Source organism: Paracraurococcus ruber, from assembly GCF_004353985.1.
Classification (GTDB): Bacteria; Pseudomonadota; Alphaproteobacteria; order Acetobacterales; family Acetobacteraceae; genus Paracraurococcus; species Paracraurococcus ruber.
The window spans coordinates 1-16439 of the sequence record NZ_SMOA01000115.1 but is presented as its reverse complement, the minus strand read 5'-3'; the positions used below and the strand labels follow the sequence as shown (position 1 = coordinate 16439).

Below are 16439 nucleotides of genomic sequence, written 5' to 3'. Positions count from 1 at the left end.
GCCCGCGCCGGCGCCGGCCGCGGGCGCCGCGCCCGCCGCCCCGGCCGCCGAGCCGCTGATCGCCCCCAACACGGTGGGCGCCGCCCTGCTCTCGGGCCTCTCGGACCGGATCGGCACCGTCTCGGACGAGGTGCTGGAGAGCGTGCAGACCATGGCCGACCTGCCGGCGCTCTGGTCGGCGCTGGAAGGCCTGGTGCGCGACCCCGTCTCCCAGGCCCGGCTGCTGGATGCCGCCTGGAAGCTGCTGGCGCTGTTCGGCCTCGGCTTCCTGGCGGAATACCTGCTGGTGCGGGCGGTCACGCCCGGCCGGCGCTGGCTGGATGCCGCGGCGCCGGACACCGACGGCACGCCCTGGACCTGGCTGAAGCGGGTGCCGCTGGTGGTCGGCCGGCTGCTGCTGGACCTGCTGCCGATCAGCGCCTTCGGCCTGGCGGTCTATGGCGTCTTCGGCCTGATGAACCCGCTGCCCACCACCCGCCTGGTCGGGCTGATGATGGCGCACACCTATATGGGCGCCCGCGTCGCCTTCGCCGTGGCGCGCATGCTGCTCTCCCCCGCCTCCAACCACCTGCGGCTGATCCCCTGCCCGGACGCGGCGGCCGCGGCCGGGATCCGCTGGCTGCGGCGGCTGATGCTGGTCGGCCTGTCTGGCTACACCCTGGCGGAGGCCGGGCTGCTGCTGGGCATGCCCTGGTCCGCCTACGACGCCATCCTGAACGTCACGCTTCTGGTGATCTCCCTGCTGCTGGCCCGCATCGTGCTGCAGCAGCGGGAAGCGGTGGCCACGGTGCTGCGGGCCGACCCGCTGGCGGAAGGGGAGGATGCGTCGGGCACCCGCCACCTGCTGCGCAGCGCCCGCGACCAGCTGGCGGATATCTGGCACGTGGTCGTCATCCTCTGGCTGGTCGCCTGCTGGGTGGTCTGGGCCCTGGCGCTGGAGAACGGCTTCCAGCGCCTGGCGACCGGCACGGTGCTGACGGTGGTGATCGTCGGCCTGGCCAAGGCCTTGGACGAGGCGATCATCTGGTCGCTCGACCGCGTGCTGCATCCGGGGCCGGAGATGGCGCGGCGCTTCCCCGGGATGGCGGCGCGGTCGGCGCAATACGTGCCGCTGCTGAAGAGCCTGATCTCCGCCCTGCTCGGCTTCGCCGCGCTGGTGCTGCTGCTGGAGACCTGGGGCTTCAACAGCCTGAGCTGGTTCGAGGCCGGGACGCTCGGCCGCCGGCTGCTGGACACGCTGGCCTCCATCGCCATGACGCTGCTGATCGCGCTGGTGGTGTGGGAGGTGGCGAATTCCGCCATCCAGCGGCGCCTGACGCGGCTGTCGCGCGACAGCCACGCCGCCCGCAGCGCCCGGGTGCGGACGCTGCTGCCCATGCTGCGCACCGTGCTCGGCGCGGTGATGCTGGTCTTCGTGGTGCTGAACGCCCTCTCGCAGCTCGGCGTCAACGTGGCGCCGCTGCTGGCCGGCGCCGGCGTGGTCGGCGTCGCCATCGGCTTCGGCTCGCAGACCCTGGTGCGGGACGTGATCACCGGCATCTTCCTGCTGCTCGAGGATGCGATGGCGGTGGGCGACGTGGTGCAGCTCGGCGGCCTGTCCGGCGTGGTGGAGCACCTGTCCATCCGCTCGATCAAGCTGCGGGCGACCGATGGCAGCGTGCACATCGTGCCCTTCAGCGCGGTGACCACCGTGACCAACATGACGCGCGACTTCGCCTTCGCGGTGCTGGACATCACGGTCGCCTATTCCGAGGACACCGACCGCGTGGTGGCGGCGCTGAAGGAGATCGGCGCGGAGATCCGCGCCGAGGCCAAGTGGAAGCCGCTGATCCGCGACGACATCGATGTCTGGGGCGTGGAGAAGCTGGCCGACAACGGCGTGGCGATCCGCGCCCGGGTGAAGACCGAACCGGCATCGCGCTGGCCGGTGGCGCGGGAGTTCAACCGCCGGATCAAGCAGCGCTTCGAGGAGCTGGGGATCCTGATCCCCCGGCCGCAGCCCATGGTGCTGGTGGAGCGGCCGCCGGAGCCGCGCGCGCCGGATCCGGACCTGGCGCAGGCGGCGCAGTAAGGTAGCGCGGGTGGCGCCCCGGCCGGGCGCCGCCCGATACGCCAGGCATCGCCGGCGCGGCCGGCGGCGCCTCGCAGCGGTTTGAGGCGGAAACCCGGGCGGGCCCGGCCGGAATGTCGCATTTGCGTCGTTGATCGGCGACAGCGCCGCAGGCTGCGGGCGGGCTTGCGGGTGGCCGCGGCGATGACCGGCACCGGCATCGGGGACGCGGCATGGGCATCCTGCTGGCATTCGCGCCTTTCATCGCCTTCGCCCTGGTCGAGCGGCTGGCCGGCCCGACGGCGGGGCTCCTGGCGGGCGCCCGGGTCTCGGCCGGATTGCTGCTGCGCGACCGCGTCGCCGGCCGGTCGGCCAAGCTGCTCGAGATCGGGACCGCCCTGCTGTTCGGCGCCCTGGCGCTGGTCGCGCTGCTGGGGCAGCCGGCCTGGTCGGTCATCGGCGTCAGGCTGGCCGTGGATGCCGGCCTGCTGGCGATCGTGCTCGCCTCGATCGCGCTGGGCCGGCCCTTCACGCTGCAATATGCCCGGGAAAGCGTCCCGCCCCAGCTCTGGGACACGCCGGAATTCCGCCGCGCCAACCTCGTCGTCACGGCCGTCTGGGCGCTGGCCTTCGCCGTCATGGTCGCGGCCGAGCTGGTCCTGCTCCTCCTGCCGGGCGTGCCGCGCGGCATCGGCATCGCCGCCATCGTCCTGGCCTTGGTCGGGGCGGTGAAGTTCACCGGCTGGTACCCGGACCGGGTGAAGGCCAGCGCGGCGCGGTAGGACGTGCCGGCACAGGGACCGGCGATGGATCAGCGCGGGAAGCTCCGGCCCGGCCAGGACGCAGGCGCAGCCGATGCCGCAGGGACGGAAAGGACCCGCCGGGACGCGTCGCCGCCCCGTGCGGGCACGCCCCGGGGGCGGCGCCTCAGCGCAGCAGCACCGGCAGCATGGCGTCGAGCCGCATCCGCCCCTCGGCCGTCGCCAGCAGGCGGCCGCCGGGCGTCCATTCCAGGTAGCCCTCGTCCAGGCAGGCGGCGAGCATCGCCGGGTCCACCGCCTCGGCCAGGGTCCGGCCGCTGCGGGCCAGCAGGCGGGCGGGGTCCACGCCCTCGGCCAGGCGCAGGCCCATCAACAGGGCCTCCCGCGCCCGGTCCTCCGGCGCCAGCGCCTCTTCCTCCGTCGCCGCATGGCCGTCGCGCTCCACCCGCGCCAACCATTCCTCCGGCGCGCGATGCCGCCGCGCCGCCAGCAGGGCGCCGTCCAGCGTCAGCCGCTGATGCGCGCCGGGCCCGATGCCCAGGTAGTCGCCATAGCGCCAATAGGCCAGGTTGTGCCGGCTCTCGGCGCCCGGCTGGGCGTAGTTGGACACCTCGTAGGGATGCAGGCCGAAGCGCGCCGCCTCCTCCACCGTCGCCCAGTAGAGACGGGCGGCATCGTCATCCTCCGGCAGGGCGAAGGCGCCGCGGGCATGTTCGGTCGCGAAGCGCGTGCCCGGCTCGATCGTCAGCTGGTAGAGCGAGAGGTGGTCGGCGGCGAGGGAGAGGGCACGGCGCAGCTCCTCCCGCCAGGCCGCCTCCGCCTGGCCGGGCCTGGCATAGATCAGGTCGAAGGACAGGCGGGGGAACAGCGCCCGCGCCGCCTCCAGCGCCGCCACCGCCTGCGCCACGTCGTGCTTCCGGCCGAGGAAGCGCAGCGCCTCCGGCTCCAGCGACTGCACGCCGAGCGAGAGGCGGTTCACGCCGGCGGCGCGGAACCCGGCCAGCTTCGCGGCCTCGACGCTGGTCGGGTTGGCTTCCAGCGTCACCTCGAGGTCGGCGGGCGCGTCGAACAGCGCGCGGGCCTCGGTGATCAGCGCCGCCACCGTCTCCGGCGCCATCAGGCTGGGCGTCCCGCCGCCGAAGAAGATGGAGGCCAGCGGCCGCCGGCCCGCCCGCGCCGCCTCCCGCGCCAGTTCGCGCCGCAGGGCGGCGCGCCAGCGGGCCTGGTCCACGCCGTCCCGCACATGGCTGTTGAAGTCGCAATAGGGGCACTTGGCAGCGCAGAAGGGCCAGTGGATGTAGAGGGCGAGCGGTTCGGTCACGGGGATGGATATGGGCGCGCCGGGGTCCTCTGTCGAACGGGTGCGGGCGGCGCTGCTGGCGGCTGGCCATCCCGACACCATCCAAGCCTTCCCCGAGGGCACCCGCAGCGCCGCCGAGGCCGCGGCGGCGGTGGGCTGCGCCGTCGCGCAGATCGCCAAGTCCATCGTCTTCCGCGCCGGGTTGCGCCCGGTGCTGGTGGTGGCCAGCGGCGCCAACCGGGTGGACATGGGCAAGGCCGGCGCCGCGCTGGGGGAGAGCCTGAGGCGGGCGGAGGGCGGCTGGGTGCGGGACGTCACCGGCTTCGCCATCGGCGGCGTCGCGCCGCTGGCGCATCTGACGCCGCCGCTGGTGCTGCTGGACCGGGACCTGCTGGGCTTCGACCAGGTCTGGGCGGCCGCCGGGTCGCCCATGCATGTCTTCGCCACCAGCCCGGCCGAGTTGCTGCGCCTGTCGGGCGGCCAGGTCGCCGAGGTGGCGGAGGGCTGAGCCTGGGCCGCAGCCGCGCCGCCGGCCCCCAGCCGGATGGCCGCGGCCGCAGGAGGCCTGGGTGGCGGGCCGGGCCGGAGTTTGTTGTGCTGCCGATCACGGCCGCATCCTACGGAGGAGCCCGAGCATGCCGCTGCCCGCCACCGCCCTCTATGCCGCGCTTCTCGCTGCCCTGTTCCTGGCCCTGGCCATCCGCGTCATCGGCATGCGCCGGCGCTACCAGGTCGCGCTCGGCGCGCCGCACCGGCTGGTGGAGCGGGCGGTGCGGGCGCATGGCAATTGCGCGGAATATGTCCCGCTCGGCCTCATCCTGCTGGCGCTGCTGGAAGGCATGGGGCTGCCGGCCTGGGGCGTGCACGCGCTGGGCACCGCCCTGGTCATCGGCCGCGTCAGCCATGCCTGGGGCATCAGCCAGGAGCCTGAGGTGTTCCGCTTCCGCACCATCGGCATGGCGCTGACCTTCACGGTGCTGGGGGTCGGCGCCGCGGCGCTGCTCGGCCTCGTCCTCGGAGACGCCTTCGGATAGGCTGCCGCCATCCAAGGGACAGGGGAGGGACGCCATGCCGACCACGGTGAAGGACATGCTCGCCGCCGCGAATGCCGCCGTGCCGCGGATTTCCGCGCAGGACGCGAAGGCGCTGCACGCGAAGGGCGAGGCGGTGTTCATCGACCTGCGGGAGCCGGCGGAGCTGGCCGCCAGCGGCACCGTCCCCGGTGCGCTGCCGATCCCGCGCGGGCTGCTGGAATTCCGCGCCGACCCGGACAGCCCGGACCGCAACCCGGCCTTCCAGAAGCCGGTGGTGGTGACCTACTGCGCCTCCGGCGGCCGCGCCGCGCTGGCCGGCAAGCTGCTCCAGGAGCTCGGCTACAAGGACGTGCGGAACCTGGGCGGCTTCAAGGACTGGGTGGAGGCCGGGGGCGAGGTGCAGAAGGGCTGAGGCCCGGCGGCGCTCACCCGCCGACCAGCTTCGCCACCAGGTAGGCGACGGCGGCCGCGAGGCCGCCGATCCCCAGGGTCTGCGCCGCGCCGCGCAGCGGCGGCAGGCCGGTGGCCCGCGCCTTCAGCCAGCCGAAGCCGAACAGCGCCATGCCGGTCAGCGCGGAGGACCAGGCCAGCGCCAGCCCGGTCTCCGCCAGCAGGATATAGGGCGATAGCGGGATGAGGCCGCCGACCACATAGGCGCCGCCGATGGTCGCCGCCGATTGCGCCGCCCGGCCCGGCGCCGGCTCGCTCAGCTCCAGCTCGAACCGCATCATGAAGTCCACCCAGCGCTTGCGGTCGGACGCGATGGCGTCCGTCGCGCGCTGCAGCACCTCCCCCCGCAGGCCGTAGCGGTGGAGGATGGCCGCGACCTCCCATTTCTCGCGGTCGGGGTAGTCGAGCGTCTCCTGCTCCTCCCGCTTCCGCTCCGCCTGGTAGTGCTGCGCATCGGTCCGCGCCGCGAGGTAGCCGCCGAGGCCCATGGCGACGCAGCCCGCGGCGATCTCGGCCAGGCCCGCGGTGACGATCAGCGGGTTGGCGGCGACCGCGCCGGACAGCCCGGCGGCCAGGGCGAAGGGCACGGTCAGCCCATCGGCCATGCCGATGACCAGGTCGCGCACCGTCTCGGAACTGGTGAAGTGCTGCTCGCCATCCGGCGGCCCGGGCGGCTGCGGCGGCAGGCCTTCGCGATAGGGCGCGGGCGCGGGGGCGGCGGTGGCGGTCTCCATGCCTGGAGCTATACCGCGCCGCCGAAGGGGGGTGCCACCCGGCTTTCCGGCGGAGGCGGGAGGTGCCAGGGTTCCCGCAACGACCATCGGGGACGGAAACCCATGCCACGCCTTCGGATCGCGGCCGCTCTGGCGGCCGTGCTCGCCATGCCTGCCTTCGCCCAGGAACCCCTGCAGGTGCGGGAGATCGGCAGCCTGCATGTCGGCGGCCGCGTCGCCACCATCGAGGGGCTGCCGGAGCGGGAGATCACCTTCTCCCCCGGGTCGCCGCCGCTGCGGATGAACCCGAACGGCGACTTCCAGGTCGAGCAGATGTACGCCCAGTACGTGAAGCTGGCGAACCCGCGGGCGCGGTATCCGCTGCTGCTCTGGCATGGCGGCGGCCTGACGGGCGTGACCTGGGAGACGACGCCGGATGGTCGCCCGGGCTGGCAGATGGCCTTCCTGCGGGCGGGCCATGATGTCTGGGTTTCCGACGCCGTGGAGCGCGGCCGCAGCGGCTGGGCCCGCTTCCCGGAAGTGCTGGCGGGCGAGCCGGTGTTCCGCACCATGGGCGAGGGCTGGGGCCTGTTCCGCCTGGGCGAGCAGGCCGGCTGGAACCGCGACCCGGCGCGGCGCGTCGCCTACCCAGACAGCCGCTTCCCGCTGGCCCACTGGGACCAGTTCATGAAGCAGGGCGTGCCGCGCTGGGTGACGACGGACCGGCAGATCCAGGCGGCCTATGACGCCTATGTGCAGGCCGCCTGCCCCTGCGTGGTGATGGTGCACAGCCAGGGCGGCAATTTCGGCTTCACCGCGGCGCTGACGGCGCCCGACAAGGTGAAGGCGCTGATCGCCATCGAGCCCTCCGGCGCGCCGCCGCAAGCGGCGGAGGCGGCGCGGCTGAAGGACGTCCCGCACCTGGTCGTCTGGGGCGACCATGTCGCGGAGAACGCCTTCTGGGCCCGGATCCGGCAGAACATCGACCGCTGGCAGGGCCAGATCCGCGCCGCCGGCGGCACGGCGGACACGCTGGACCTGCCGGCCGAGGGCATCCGCGGCAATTCCCACATGCTGATGATGGACACCAATTCGGACGAGATCGCCGGCCGCATCCAGGCCTGGATGGCGGCGAAGGGCCTGATGCGCTGAGCCGTCGCGGCGCGCCTGCGACGCGCTGGATCGGACAGGATCCGGGGTGGATCGCCGGGCGGCAGGCATCCACCCGCCGATCCATCGTTCGGGACGGCGTGCGCATCCGCATGACGTCGCGCGCCGCGTCCGGCCGGGGCCGGGACGCCACGCAGGCCTGATCGCCGTGGCCGGCCGCCGGGCCGGGCGCGCGGTTGCCGCCCCCGGCCGAGGGACGTATAGGGCGCGGGCCATCCGGAGACCTTCGCTTTGGCAAGCATCGCCCTGAGCCCCGACGCCCCCAACCCCGCCCTGGCGGCGCAGGCCGCCATCCTGGCGCGGCCGGCGACGGAGGAGCGGCGGATGGCCGACGCGATCCGGGCCCTCTCCATCGACGCGGTGGAGAAGGCGAAGTCCGGCCATCCCGGCATGCCCATGGGCATGGCCGACGCCGCCACCGTGCTGTTCACGAAATTCGTGAAATTCGACGCCGCCGATCCGCGCTGGCCCGACCGCGACCGCTTCGTGCTCTCGGCCGGGCACGGCTCCATGCTGCTCTATGCCCTGCTGCACCTGACCGGGCATGCGGGCATGGGGATCGAGGAGCTGCAGCGCTTCCGCCAGCTGCATTCCCCCGCCGCCGGCCACCCCGAATTCGGGGAGCATCCGGGGATCGAGACCACCACCGGCCCGCTCGGCCAGGGCATCGCCAATGCGGTGGGCATGGCGCTGGCCGAACGCCTGCTGGCGGCGCGCTTCGGCAAGTCCCTGGTGGATCATCGCACCTGGGTGATCGCCGGCGATGGCTGCATGCAGGAAGGCATCAGCCACGAGGCGGCGAGCCTCGCCGGCCATCTGCAGCTCGAGAAGCTCTGCGTCCTCTACGACGACAACAGCATCACCATCGACGGCGACACGGGGCTGTCCTTCAGCGACGACACGCTGAAGCGCTTCCAGGCCTATGGCTGGGCGGTGCGCCGGGTTGACGGGCATGACTCGGCCGAGGTGGAGGCGGCGCTGGCCTGGGCGACGCGCAGCCGCAAGCCGACGCTGATCGCCTGCCGCACCATCATCGGCTTCGCCGCCCCCACCAAGGCCGGCACCGCCGGCAGCCATGGCAGCCCGCTGGGGCCGAGCGAGGCGGAGGCGGCGAAGAGCGCGCTGGGCTGGAACCACCCGCCCTTCGAGGTGCCGGAAGGCATCCGGGACCGCTGGAACGCCGCCGGCCGCCGCGGCGGCGGCACCCGCCATTCCTGGCTGAAGCGCCTGGCGAAGCACCCGATGCGGGCGGAGTTCGAGCGGGCCATGGCCGGCAAGCTGCCCGAGGCCTGGCACGAGCCGCTGGCGGCGCTGCGCGCCTCCCTGGCCGAGGGCAGGCCGAAGCTCGCCACCCGCGTCTCCTCCCAGAAGGCGCTGGAGGCGCTGGTGCCGGCGGTGCCCGAGATGGTGGGCGGCTCGGCCGACCTGACGGGGTCGAACAACACCAACGTGAAGGGCATCCCGTCCGTGGTGCGCGGCAATTTCGCCGGCCGCTACATCCATTGGGGCGTGCGGGAGCACGGCATGGCGGCGGCCATGAACGGGATGGCGCTGCATGGCGGCATCATCCCCTATTCCGGCACCTTCCTGGTCTTCGCCGACTACATGCGCCCGGCCATCCGCCTGGCGGCGCTGATGCGCCAGCGGGTAATCCATGTGTTGACGCATGACAGCATCGGGCTGGGCGAGGACGGGCCGACCCACCAGCCGGTGGAGACGCTGGCCGGGCTGCGCTGCATCCCCAACCTGGCGGTGTTCCGCCCGGGCGATGCCATGGAAACCGCCGAGTGCTGGGAATTGGCCGTGAAGCGGGCGGACGGCCCCTCGGTCCTCGCCCTCTCCCGGCAGAACCTCGCCGCCTTCCGGGCCGATGCCGGGGAGAACCGCTGCGCCCGCGGCGGCTATGTGGTGGCGGAGGCCTCGGGGCCCCGCCGGGCCACGCTGATCGCCAGCGGCTCGGAGGTCGGGCTGGCGCTGGCGGCGCGGCAGGCGCTGGAGGACAGCGGGATCGCCACCGCCGTCGTCTCGCTGCCCTGCTGGGAACTCTTCGCCGCCCAGGATGCCTCCTACCGAGAGGAGGTGCTGGGCAACGCGCTCCGGGTCGGGGTGGAGGCGGCGATCGGCTTCGGCTGGGAACGCTGGCTGGGCCCGGAGGGGATGTTCATCGGGATGGCTGGCTTCGGCGCCTCGGCCCCGGCCGAGGACCTGTTCCGGCATTTCGGCATCACCGCCGAGGCGGTGGTGGCGGCCGTCAAAAAGCGGCTTGGGTAGGCCTATATCCAGCAAGCTGTCGGGAAGAAGGAAGACGACAATGGCCGTGAAGGTCGCCATCAACGGGTTCGGGCGCATCGGGCGCCTGGTGCTGCGCGCCGCCATCGAGAGCGGGCGCGATGATGTCGAGATCGTCGCGATCAACGACCTCGGCAGCGTCGAGGCCAATGCGCACCTGCTGCGCTACGACAGCGTGCATGGCCGCTTCCCTGGCGAGGTCGGGGTCGAGGGCAACAAGCTGCTGCTGAAGGCGAATGGCCGCACCTATGCGCCCATCACCGTGAGCGCCGAGCGCGACCCGACCAAGGTGCCCTTCCAGGGCGTGGACGTCGCCGCCGAGTGCACCGGCATCTTCACCAGCAAGGAGAAGGCGAGCGCGCTGCTGCAGGCCGGCGCCCGCAAGGTCGTCATCTCCGCCCCCGGCGACAATGCCGACGCGACCATCGTCTACGGCGTGAACCACAACGTCCTGACGAAGGAGATGACCGTCATCTCCAACGCGTCCTGCACCACCAACTGCTTGGCGCCGATCGCCAAGGTGCTGCACGACAATTTCGGCATCCTCCGGGGTTACATGGTCACGATCCATGCCTACACCGGCGATCAGAACACCGTCGATACCCTCCACAAGGACCTGCACCGCGCACGCGCCGCGGCCGTGTCCGCCATCCCGACCTCGACCGGCGCCGCCAAGGCGGTGGGCCTGGTGCTGCCGGAGCTGAAGGGCAAGCTGGACGGCACCGCCATCCGCATCCCGACGCCGAACGTCTCGCTCGTCTCGCTCGACTTCGTGCCGAAGAAGGAAGGCGTGACGAAGGAGGCGGTGAACGCCGCGATGAAGGCGGCGGCGGAGGGCGAGCTGAAGGGCATCCTCGGCTACAACACCGCGCCGCTGGTCAGCATCGACTTCAACCACGATGCCCATAGCAGCACCTTCGACGCCACCCAGACCCAGGTGGTCGATGGCGGCCTAGTGCGCGTGCTGTCTTGGTACGACAACGAGTGGGGCTTCTCCAACCGCATGTCCGACACGATGGCGCTGTTCGGCAAGCTGTAGGCCGGCACGCGGCGGTTCCCCGATGACGGGGCGGATCGACGCGGCGCGGCCGTCGCGCCGCGACCCGCCCTGACCCATCGGGACGCCATCGCCTGACGCGGGGGGCGGGTGCCGGGCGGCGCCCGCCCCCTTCGCATTCCAGGCATCGGGGGGCACCCTGTCTGGACGTCGCGCGTTTGGCAGTGAAAAAGGGGCGCCACGCCGGCGCCGCCCGTCCCCGGAGCAGAGCGTGCCCAGATGGCATCATCTGGGCACGTGAGGATGCTTCGAAAACAATGGTTCAGCGCCCGCCCCAAACGCCGAGGATCCGCCCATGGCCGCCTTCCGCACGCTCGACAAGCTCTCCCCGCAGGGCCAGCGCATCCTGCTGCGCGCCGACCTGAACGTGCCGGTGAAGGACGGCCGCATCACCGACCGCACCCGGATCGAGCGGTTGACGCCGACCATCCGCGAGCTGGCGGAGAAGGGCGGCCGGGTGATCGTCTGCAGCCATTTCGACCGCCCCAAGGGCAAGCGCGTGCCGGAGATGTCGCTGCGGCCGATGGCGGAAGCGCTGGCCGAGGCGCTGGGGACCCCGGTCACCTTCGTCGAGGACTGCGTCGGGCCGGAGGCCGAGGCGGCCGCCGCCGCCATGCGCGACGGCGACGTCATCCTGCTGGAGAACACCCGCTTCCAGGCCGGGGAGGAGAAGAACGACCCCGAGCTGGCGAAGGGGCTGGCGCGCCTTGCCGATGCCTATGTGAACGACGCCTTCTCCGCCGCGCACCGCGCCCATGCCAGCACCGAGGGCGTGGCACGGCTGCTGCCGGCCTATGCCGGCCGGCTGATGCAGGCGGAGCTGGAGGCGCTGGACGCCGCGCTCGGCAGCCCGTCCCGCCCGGTGGTCGCCATCGTCGGCGGCGCCAAGGTCAGCACCAAGCTGGACCTGTTGGGCAACCTGACGAAGAAGGTGGATGTGCTGGTCATCGGCGGCGCCATGGCCAACACCTTCCTGGCCGCCCAGGGCCATGCCGTCGGCAAGTCGCTGCAGGAAGCCGAGATGCACGACACCGCCCGCGCCATCCTGGAGGAGGCGAAGGGCAACAACTGCGAGATCCTGCTGCCGCTGGACCTGGTGGTGGCCGCCACCTTTGCCGCCAATGTCCCGACCCGGACGGTGGGCATCGACAATGTGCCGTCCGAGATGATGGCGCTGGATGTCGGGCCCGACACCGTGTCGGCGATCGAGGGCCGGCTGCGCCAGGCCTCCACCCTGGTCTGGAACGGCCCGCTCGGCGCCTTCGAGACGCCGCCTTTCGACACCGCCACCGTCTCCGTCGCGCAGTCGGTGGCGGCGCTGACCCAGTCGGCCGGGTTAAAATCCATTGCCGGCGGCGGCGACACCGTGGCCGCGCTCAAGCATGCCGGGGTGGCGGAGCGGCTGACCTATGTCTCGGCGGCGGGTGGCGCCTTCCTGGAATGGCTGGAAGGCAAGACCCTGCCGGGCGTCGCCGCGCTGGAGGGCTGAGGGACCCCGTCCCGGGCGCTTTGCAACCACTGGTTACTGGAAGGTTAACGGGCGGGTGGCGCAGGCTGCGGCCATGCGCGTCAGCCCCGCCCGCCCCCCCGGCCCGGCCCGCCCGCCACGGCGGGTGGCCTTAACCGTCGATTCGTCGCTGGCGCCTATCATCCTGCGCATGATCGCCACCCAATCCCTCAGCGCCTTCACGCCATCGGTCGGCACGGCGCCGGTGGGCCGGCCAGGGGATGCTATCCCGGTCCGCGGCGTCGCCCCCGGCGCGCCGGTCGGCGGCCAGTCCGCCAGCCAGGCCTCCCCGCAGCGGCCGCTGGAAGCCGTGCCGCCGCAGCCGGGCAAGCCCCTGCCGCGCGGCTCCCTGCTCGACCTGCGGGTCTGACGCCGGCGCTGCCGCGCCCGCGGCCACGGTTCCGCGGCGACGCCGGGCGGCGGATCGCGTGACGACCCCGCGCGCCCCTTGCGCCCCTGCGCGGCGCCGCGCATCGTCGTCGGCATGCCGGATTTCGTCCGCACCGTTCCGCCCGGCGACGACCGGGAACGCCTGACCTGCCCCGATTGCGGCTTCGTCGCCTACGAGAACCCGAAGGTCGTCGTTGGTAGCGTTGTCTCCGAAGGCGGGCACATCCTGCTCTGCCGCCGCGCCATCGAGCCGCGCCGCGGCTTCTGGACCCTGCCCGCCGGCTACATGGAACTGGCCGAGACGGTGGAGGAAGGCGCCCGCCGCGAGGCCTGGGAGGAAGCCCGGGCCCGGATCGCGTTGGAGGGCGTGCTGGCGGTCTATTCCATCGCCCGCATCGGCCAGGTGCAGGTCATCTTCCGCGCGGGGTTCGAGACACCAGGCTTCGAGGCGGGGCCGGAAAGCCTGGAGGTCCGCCTCTTCGCCTGGGAGGAGATTCCCTGGGGCGAGATCGCCTTCCCCTCGGTCCATTGGGCGCTGCGCCATTGGCGGGAAACGGCGGACCGTCCGCTGGGGCTGCCGGCCATGAACCCGCCGGAGGATCCTCGCGGCACCAGTCCCATGCCCCGGCAAGCTAGGTTCTGATGCCGCGGCGGGGGCTGCTGCCTGGCCTGCTCGGCGGCCTGGCGGCCATCGCGACCGTCTGTCTCGCGCCTGCGCCCGCCCAGGCTCAGCGCAGCCGCAAGCCGCCGGCGCTGGAGATCACCAAGCAGCCTTCCATTCCGCAGCCGACCAAGTCGGGCACCTTGCCGCAATCCAGCCTGGCGCCGATCCCAGATCGCAACCGCGAGGGCCCGCGGGTGGTCGAGGAAGACCGGGCCCGGCTGAACCCCAGCATCATCAACCGCAACATGCCGGGCCGCGGCCAGGTGGACCAGGGCAGCCCCGACCTGCTGGAGGAGAAGCTGTTCCGCCCGGCCCCGGGCGTGCGGCTGCAGGCGCCTTTCTCCTACTGACCCCGCAGGCGGTTCGACGGTCCATCGGCACGGGCGGGTCCCCGCAGGCCATCGCCTGGGGAGCGGCGTCGGGCGGCGCGCCCTTCACCCCGCGCCGCGACCCGGTCCCATGACCGGCGCGCGGGACCGGCCACGGGTGGCCGGCCGGGGCCCGGCGCGGATCGCGGCGGATCCGGCGCATCGCTTCGCTCCGCAGCGAAACGCCGCGGCGTCGCCGCTTCCGGCGCCGAAGGTCGCCCGCCGGCCTTCAGCGCTGCGCCCGGCCCGCGGACCAGACATCGTCCGGCGTGCTCCACAGCGCCGGGTCGCGCATGGCGGCGGCCAGTGCCTGGGTCACCGCGGCCAGGATCGCCTCGCCCTTCTCGGCCGTCGCGGCGCGCGGGTCGCCGCGCACGCCGGTGCGCGGCGCCCGCTCCTCGAAGGACCAGAAGCGCACCATGCCGGCCGGCGGGTTGGGCGGCGGGTTGGAGATCGCCGCTTCCAGCTGGTCGGTCCGCACCTGCGCCGGGTCCAGCGCCAGCCACAGGCTGGTCTCGCCCTCGCAGGCATGCTGGATGCCGGGCTGCGTCGTCAGGATCTCGCCGATCGCCTTCGGCGCCAGGTTCGGCCAGGTGGTGACCACCACGGGGATGCCGAATTCCACCGCCAGCTCCCGCGTGCTGACCGCCAGCGGGTCGATGTTGCCGCCATGGCCGTTGACGATCAGCAGCCTGCGGAAGCCGTCCGCCAGCAGCGACCGCACCACGCAGCGCAGCACGGCGTGGAAGGTGGCGTGGTCCAGCGTGATGGTGCCGCCGAAGGGCAAATGGTGCTCCGACAGGCCCATCCACATCGGCGGCAGCACCACGACGGGCAGGTCGCCCGCCGCGGCGGCGCCGCGCAGCGCGATCGCATGCGCGCAGGCGCTGTCGGTCCAGACCGGCAGGTGCGGCCCGTGCTGCTCCAGGCTGCCGATCGGCAGCACCGCCAGCGCGTCGCGCGCCGCCAGCGCCTTCAGCTCCGGCCCCGTCATCCTTTCCCAGCGCAGCTCGGCCATCGCGGTCAGCCCCTGCCCATGGCGTAGAATTCCTCGTTCGGCCGCAGCGAGGTGAAATTCGCCAGCCGGTTGGACATGCCGAAGAAGGCGGCGATGGCGGCGATGTCCCAGATCTCGTCGTCGGTGAAGCCGTGGTCGCGCAGCGCGGCGCTGTCGGCCTCCTCCACCTCGTTGGCGCGCTGGGTGACCTTCAGCGCGAATTCCAGCATCGCCTTCTGCTTCGGCGTGATGTCGGCCTTGCGGAAATTGGCGGCCACCTGGTCGGCGACCAGCGGGTTCTTCGCCCGGATGCGCAGGATCGCGCCATGCGCGATGACGCAGTACTGGCACTGGTTGTGGGCGGAGACGGCGACGACGATCATCTCCCGGTCCGCCTTGCTCAGCCCGTCCTTCTTGTCCATCAGCGTGTCGTGATAGGCCATGAAGGCGCGGAATTCCTCCGGCCGGTAGGCGAGCATGAGGAAGACGTTGGGGATGAATCCCGACTTCTCCTGCACCGTCTCGATCCGGCTGCGGATGTCGGCCGGCAGGTCGGCAAGCTTCGGGACAGGGTAGCGGCTGATGGGCGCGGCGGCCATGACGGATACTCCCTCCGCGGTCCGGCCGCGGATCGTCGTTGCGGGGCGGGCCGCGGGCCGGCCCCCCGTGCCGCGACCCTACGCCGGCCGGCCGCTCAGTCCAGCCCCATCAGCCCGCGGGCGAAGTCGCGCGCCTCAAAGGGCCTGAGGTCGCCGGCCTTCTCGCCGACGCCGACGAAATGTACCGGCAGGCCGAATTCCTGGGCGAGCGCCACCACCACGCCGCCCTTGGCGCTGCCGTCCAGCTTCGTGACCGCCAGGCCAGTGACGTTCACCATCTCCCCGAACACCTTGCATTGCTGGATGGCGTTCTGGCCGGTGGTGGCGTCCAGCACCAGCAGCACGGAATGCGGCGCCGTCTCGTCCACCCGCCTGATGACGCGGACGACCTTGCGCAGCTCCTCCATCAGCGCCGATTTGTTGTGCAGCCGGCCGGCGGTGTCCACCAGCAGCACCTGCGTGCCGTCCTCCCGCGCCGCCTTCAGCGCATCGAAGGCCAGGCCCGCCGCATCGGCGCCTTCCTTCGCCGGCGCATGCACGCGGCAGCCGGTGCGGTCGCCCCAGATCTGCAGCTGCTCGACCGCCGCGGCGCGGAAGGTGTCGCCGGCGACGAAGGCGCAGGACAGCCCTTGGTCCCGGTATTGCTGGCCGAGCTTGGCGATGGTGGTGGTCTTGCCGGTGCCGTTCACGCCGACCACCAGCACCACATGCGGCGCGTGGCCGGGGTCCAGCGGCATGGGCTGCGCGACGGGCGAGAGGATCTCGGCGATGGCGTCGGCCAGCGCGCCCTTCACCTCCTCGTCCGTCACCTCCTTGCCGAAGCGGGTCTTGCGGAAGCCCTCGACGATCCGGCGGGATGCGGCGACGCCGAGATCGGCGGCGATCAGCGTCTCCTCCAGCTCCTCCAGCGCCTCCTCGTCCAGGCGGCGCTTGCGGAAGAGTGTGGTGACGCTTTCGGTCAGCTTGGCGGTGGAACGCGACAGCCCGGCCTTAAGGCGGGAGAACCAGCCGCCCCGCGCGGCGGGTTCCGCTGCCGGCGCCGGCGCGGGAGGGGCGGGCGGCGGCGGCGGCCCGGCATCGGCCGCGGCGG

At 72.8% G+C, this 16439-nt stretch carries 17 protein-coding genes; 12 read left to right on the top strand and 5 right to left on the bottom strand.

Translation table 11 applies throughout. The features are described from left to right. Together E2C05_RS18835 and E2C05_RS18830 are read left to right on the top strand one after the other, a co-directional pair. Positions 1 to 2071 (top strand): mechanosensitive ion channel family protein (locus tag E2C05_RS18835; protein WP_133221197.1); only part of this gene is annotated, 2071 nt, incomplete at its 5' end. A gap of 212 nt (positions 2072 to 2283) precedes the next feature. Next, on the top strand, positions 2284 to 2832 hold the full coding sequence (locus E2C05_RS18830) for a DUF3159 domain-containing protein (RefSeq protein WP_133221196.1): 549 nt from the start codon (positions 2284 to 2286) through the stop codon (positions 2830 to 2832). A 145-nt stretch (positions 2833 to 2977) separates the two neighbouring features. Here E2C05_RS18830 and hemW read toward each other — a convergent pair whose 3' ends face one another. Beyond that, complete coding sequence (gene hemW, locus E2C05_RS18825) at positions 2978 to 4132, bottom strand: radical SAM family heme chaperone HemW (RefSeq protein WP_240046786.1); 1155 nt, start codon at positions 4130 to 4132, stop codon at positions 2978 to 2980. Positions 4133 to 4142: 10 nt separating this feature from the next. Here hemW and E2C05_RS18820 point away from each other — a divergent pair, with 10 nt between their 5' ends. From E2C05_RS18820 to E2C05_RS18810, 3 genes are all read left to right on the top strand, one after another. After that, complete coding sequence (locus tag E2C05_RS18820; protein WP_133221194.1) at positions 4143 to 4619, top strand: YbaK/EbsC family protein; 477 nt, start codon at positions 4143 to 4145, stop codon at positions 4617 to 4619. A gap of 127 nt (positions 4620 to 4746) precedes the next feature. Further along, positions 4747 to 5145, top strand: a complete 399-nt coding sequence (locus tag E2C05_RS18815) for an MAPEG family protein (protein ID WP_133221193.1) — start codon at positions 4747 to 4749, stop codon at positions 5143 to 5145. Positions 5146 to 5179: 34 nt separating this feature from the next. Beyond that, the gene (locus E2C05_RS18810) at positions 5180 to 5557 is read left to right on the top strand and encodes a rhodanese-like domain-containing protein (RefSeq protein WP_133221192.1); all 378 of its coding nucleotides are present in this window, start codon (positions 5180 to 5182) and stop codon (positions 5555 to 5557) included. 13 nt (positions 5558 to 5570) lie between these two features. On the opposite strand, the gene E2C05_RS18805 is transcribed toward E2C05_RS18810, so the two are convergent. After that, positions 5571 to 6329 (bottom strand): VIT1/CCC1 transporter family protein, encoded by a 759-nt coding sequence (locus E2C05_RS18805; RefSeq protein WP_133221191.1) that lies wholly within the window; start codon positions 6327 to 6329, stop codon positions 5571 to 5573. A gap of 147 nt (positions 6330 to 6476) precedes the next feature. Here E2C05_RS18805 and E2C05_RS18800 point away from each other — a divergent pair, with 147 nt between their 5' ends. The 7 genes from E2C05_RS18800 to E2C05_RS18770 all read left to right on the top strand — a co-directional run bounded on the left by E2C05_RS18800 (position 6477) and on the right by E2C05_RS18770 (position 13735). After that, a complete protein-coding gene (locus E2C05_RS18800) occupies positions 6477 to 7460 on the top strand; it encodes an alpha/beta hydrolase-fold protein (protein WP_240046785.1) in 984 nt (327 codons plus the stop codon). A 258-nt stretch (positions 7461 to 7718) separates the two neighbouring features. Then, the gene (tkt, locus tag E2C05_RS18795) at positions 7719 to 9749 is read left to right on the top strand and encodes a transketolase (protein ID WP_408901623.1); all 2031 of its coding nucleotides are present in this window, start codon (positions 7719 to 7721) and stop codon (positions 9747 to 9749) included. Positions 9750 to 9789: 40 nt separating this feature from the next. Then, positions 9790 to 10806, top strand: coding sequence for a type I glyceraldehyde-3-phosphate dehydrogenase (gap, locus tag E2C05_RS18790; protein WP_133221188.1), 1017 nt, complete (start codon positions 9790 to 9792; stop codon positions 10804 to 10806). A gap of 313 nt (positions 10807 to 11119) precedes the next feature. Then, a complete protein-coding gene (locus E2C05_RS18785; RefSeq protein ID WP_133221187.1) occupies positions 11120 to 12313 on the top strand; it encodes a phosphoglycerate kinase in 1194 nt (397 codons plus the stop codon). A gap of 169 nt (positions 12314 to 12482) precedes the next feature. Further along, the gene (locus E2C05_RS18780) at positions 12483 to 12701 is read left to right on the top strand and encodes a hypothetical protein (RefSeq protein ID WP_133221186.1); all 219 of its coding nucleotides are present in this window, start codon (positions 12483 to 12485) and stop codon (positions 12699 to 12701) included. 114 nt (positions 12702 to 12815) lie between these two features. Further along, positions 12816 to 13364: an NUDIX hydrolase gene (locus tag E2C05_RS18775; RefSeq protein ID WP_133221185.1), complete on the top strand. Its 549-nt coding sequence runs from the start codon at positions 12816 to 12818 to the stop codon at positions 13362 to 13364. Continuing rightward, positions 13364 to 13735, top strand: coding sequence for a hypothetical protein (locus tag E2C05_RS18770; RefSeq protein WP_133221184.1), 372 nt, complete (start codon positions 13364 to 13366; stop codon positions 13733 to 13735). The genes E2C05_RS18775 and E2C05_RS18770 overlap by 1 nt, the downstream gene beginning before the upstream one ends. Before the next feature lie 247 nt (positions 13736 to 13982). On the opposite strand, the gene E2C05_RS18765 is transcribed toward E2C05_RS18770, so the two are convergent. The 3 genes from E2C05_RS18765 to ftsY all read right to left on the bottom strand — a co-directional run bounded on the left by E2C05_RS18765 (position 13983) and on the right by ftsY (position 16332). Then, positions 13983 to 14771: a creatininase family protein gene (locus E2C05_RS18765; protein WP_133221183.1), complete on the bottom strand. Its 789-nt coding sequence runs from the start codon at positions 14769 to 14771 to the stop codon at positions 13983 to 13985. A gap of 5 nt (positions 14772 to 14776) precedes the next feature. Next, on the bottom strand, positions 14777 to 15349 hold the full coding sequence (locus E2C05_RS18760) for a peroxidase-related enzyme (protein ID WP_133221182.1): 573 nt from the start codon (positions 15347 to 15349) through the stop codon (positions 14777 to 14779). A gap of 95 nt (positions 15350 to 15444) precedes the next feature. Continuing rightward, positions 15445 to 16332, bottom strand: a complete 888-nt coding sequence (ftsY, locus tag E2C05_RS18755; RefSeq protein WP_133221198.1) for a signal recognition particle-docking protein FtsY — start codon at positions 16330 to 16332, stop codon at positions 15445 to 15447. Between the last annotated feature and the right edge of the window lie 107 nt (positions 16333 to 16439).

Bases quoted from the DNA above. Each gene is read 5' to 3' on its own strand.
- E2C05_RS18780 (WP_133221186.1), top strand. From the start codon at position 12,483: ATGATCGCCACCCAATCCCTCAGCGCCTTCACGCCATCGGTCGGCACG.
- E2C05_RS18800 (WP_240046785.1), top strand. From the start codon at position 6,477: ATGCCTGCCTTCGCCCAGGAACCCCTGCAGGTGCGGGAGATCGGCAGC.
- E2C05_RS18760 (WP_133221182.1), bottom strand. From the start codon at position 15,349: ATGGCCGCCGCGCCCATCAGCCGCTACCCTGTCCCGAAGCTTGCCGAC.
- E2C05_RS18815 (WP_133221193.1), top strand. From the start codon at position 4,747: ATGCCGCTGCCCGCCACCGCCCTCTATGCCGCGCTTCTCGCTGCCCTG.
- E2C05_RS18810 (WP_133221192.1), top strand. From the start codon at position 5,180: ATGCCGACCACGGTGAAGGACATGCTCGCCGCCGCGAATGCCGCCGTG.
- E2C05_RS18820 (WP_133221194.1), top strand. From the start codon at position 4,143: ATGGGCGCGCCGGGGTCCTCTGTCGAACGGGTGCGGGCGGCGCTGCTG.
- gap (WP_133221188.1), top strand. From the start codon at position 9,790: ATGGCCGTGAAGGTCGCCATCAACGGGTTCGGGCGCATCGGGCGCCTG.
- E2C05_RS18770 (WP_133221184.1), top strand. From the start codon at position 13,364: ATGCCGCGGCGGGGGCTGCTGCCTGGCCTGCTCGGCGGCCTGGCGGCC.
- E2C05_RS18805 (WP_133221191.1), bottom strand. From the start codon at position 6,329: ATGGAGACCGCCACCGCCGCCCCCGCGCCCGCGCCCTATCGCGAAGGC.
- E2C05_RS18785 (WP_133221187.1), top strand. From the start codon at position 11,120: ATGGCCGCCTTCCGCACGCTCGACAAGCTCTCCCCGCAGGGCCAGCGC.
- E2C05_RS18775 (WP_133221185.1), top strand. From the start codon at position 12,816: ATGCCGGATTTCGTCCGCACCGTTCCGCCCGGCGACGACCGGGAACGC.
- E2C05_RS18830 (WP_133221196.1), top strand. From the start codon at position 2,284: ATGGGCATCCTGCTGGCATTCGCGCCTTTCATCGCCTTCGCCCTGGTC.
- E2C05_RS18765 (WP_133221183.1), bottom strand. From the start codon at position 14,771: ATGGCCGAGCTGCGCTGGGAAAGGATGACGGGGCCGGAGCTGAAGGCG.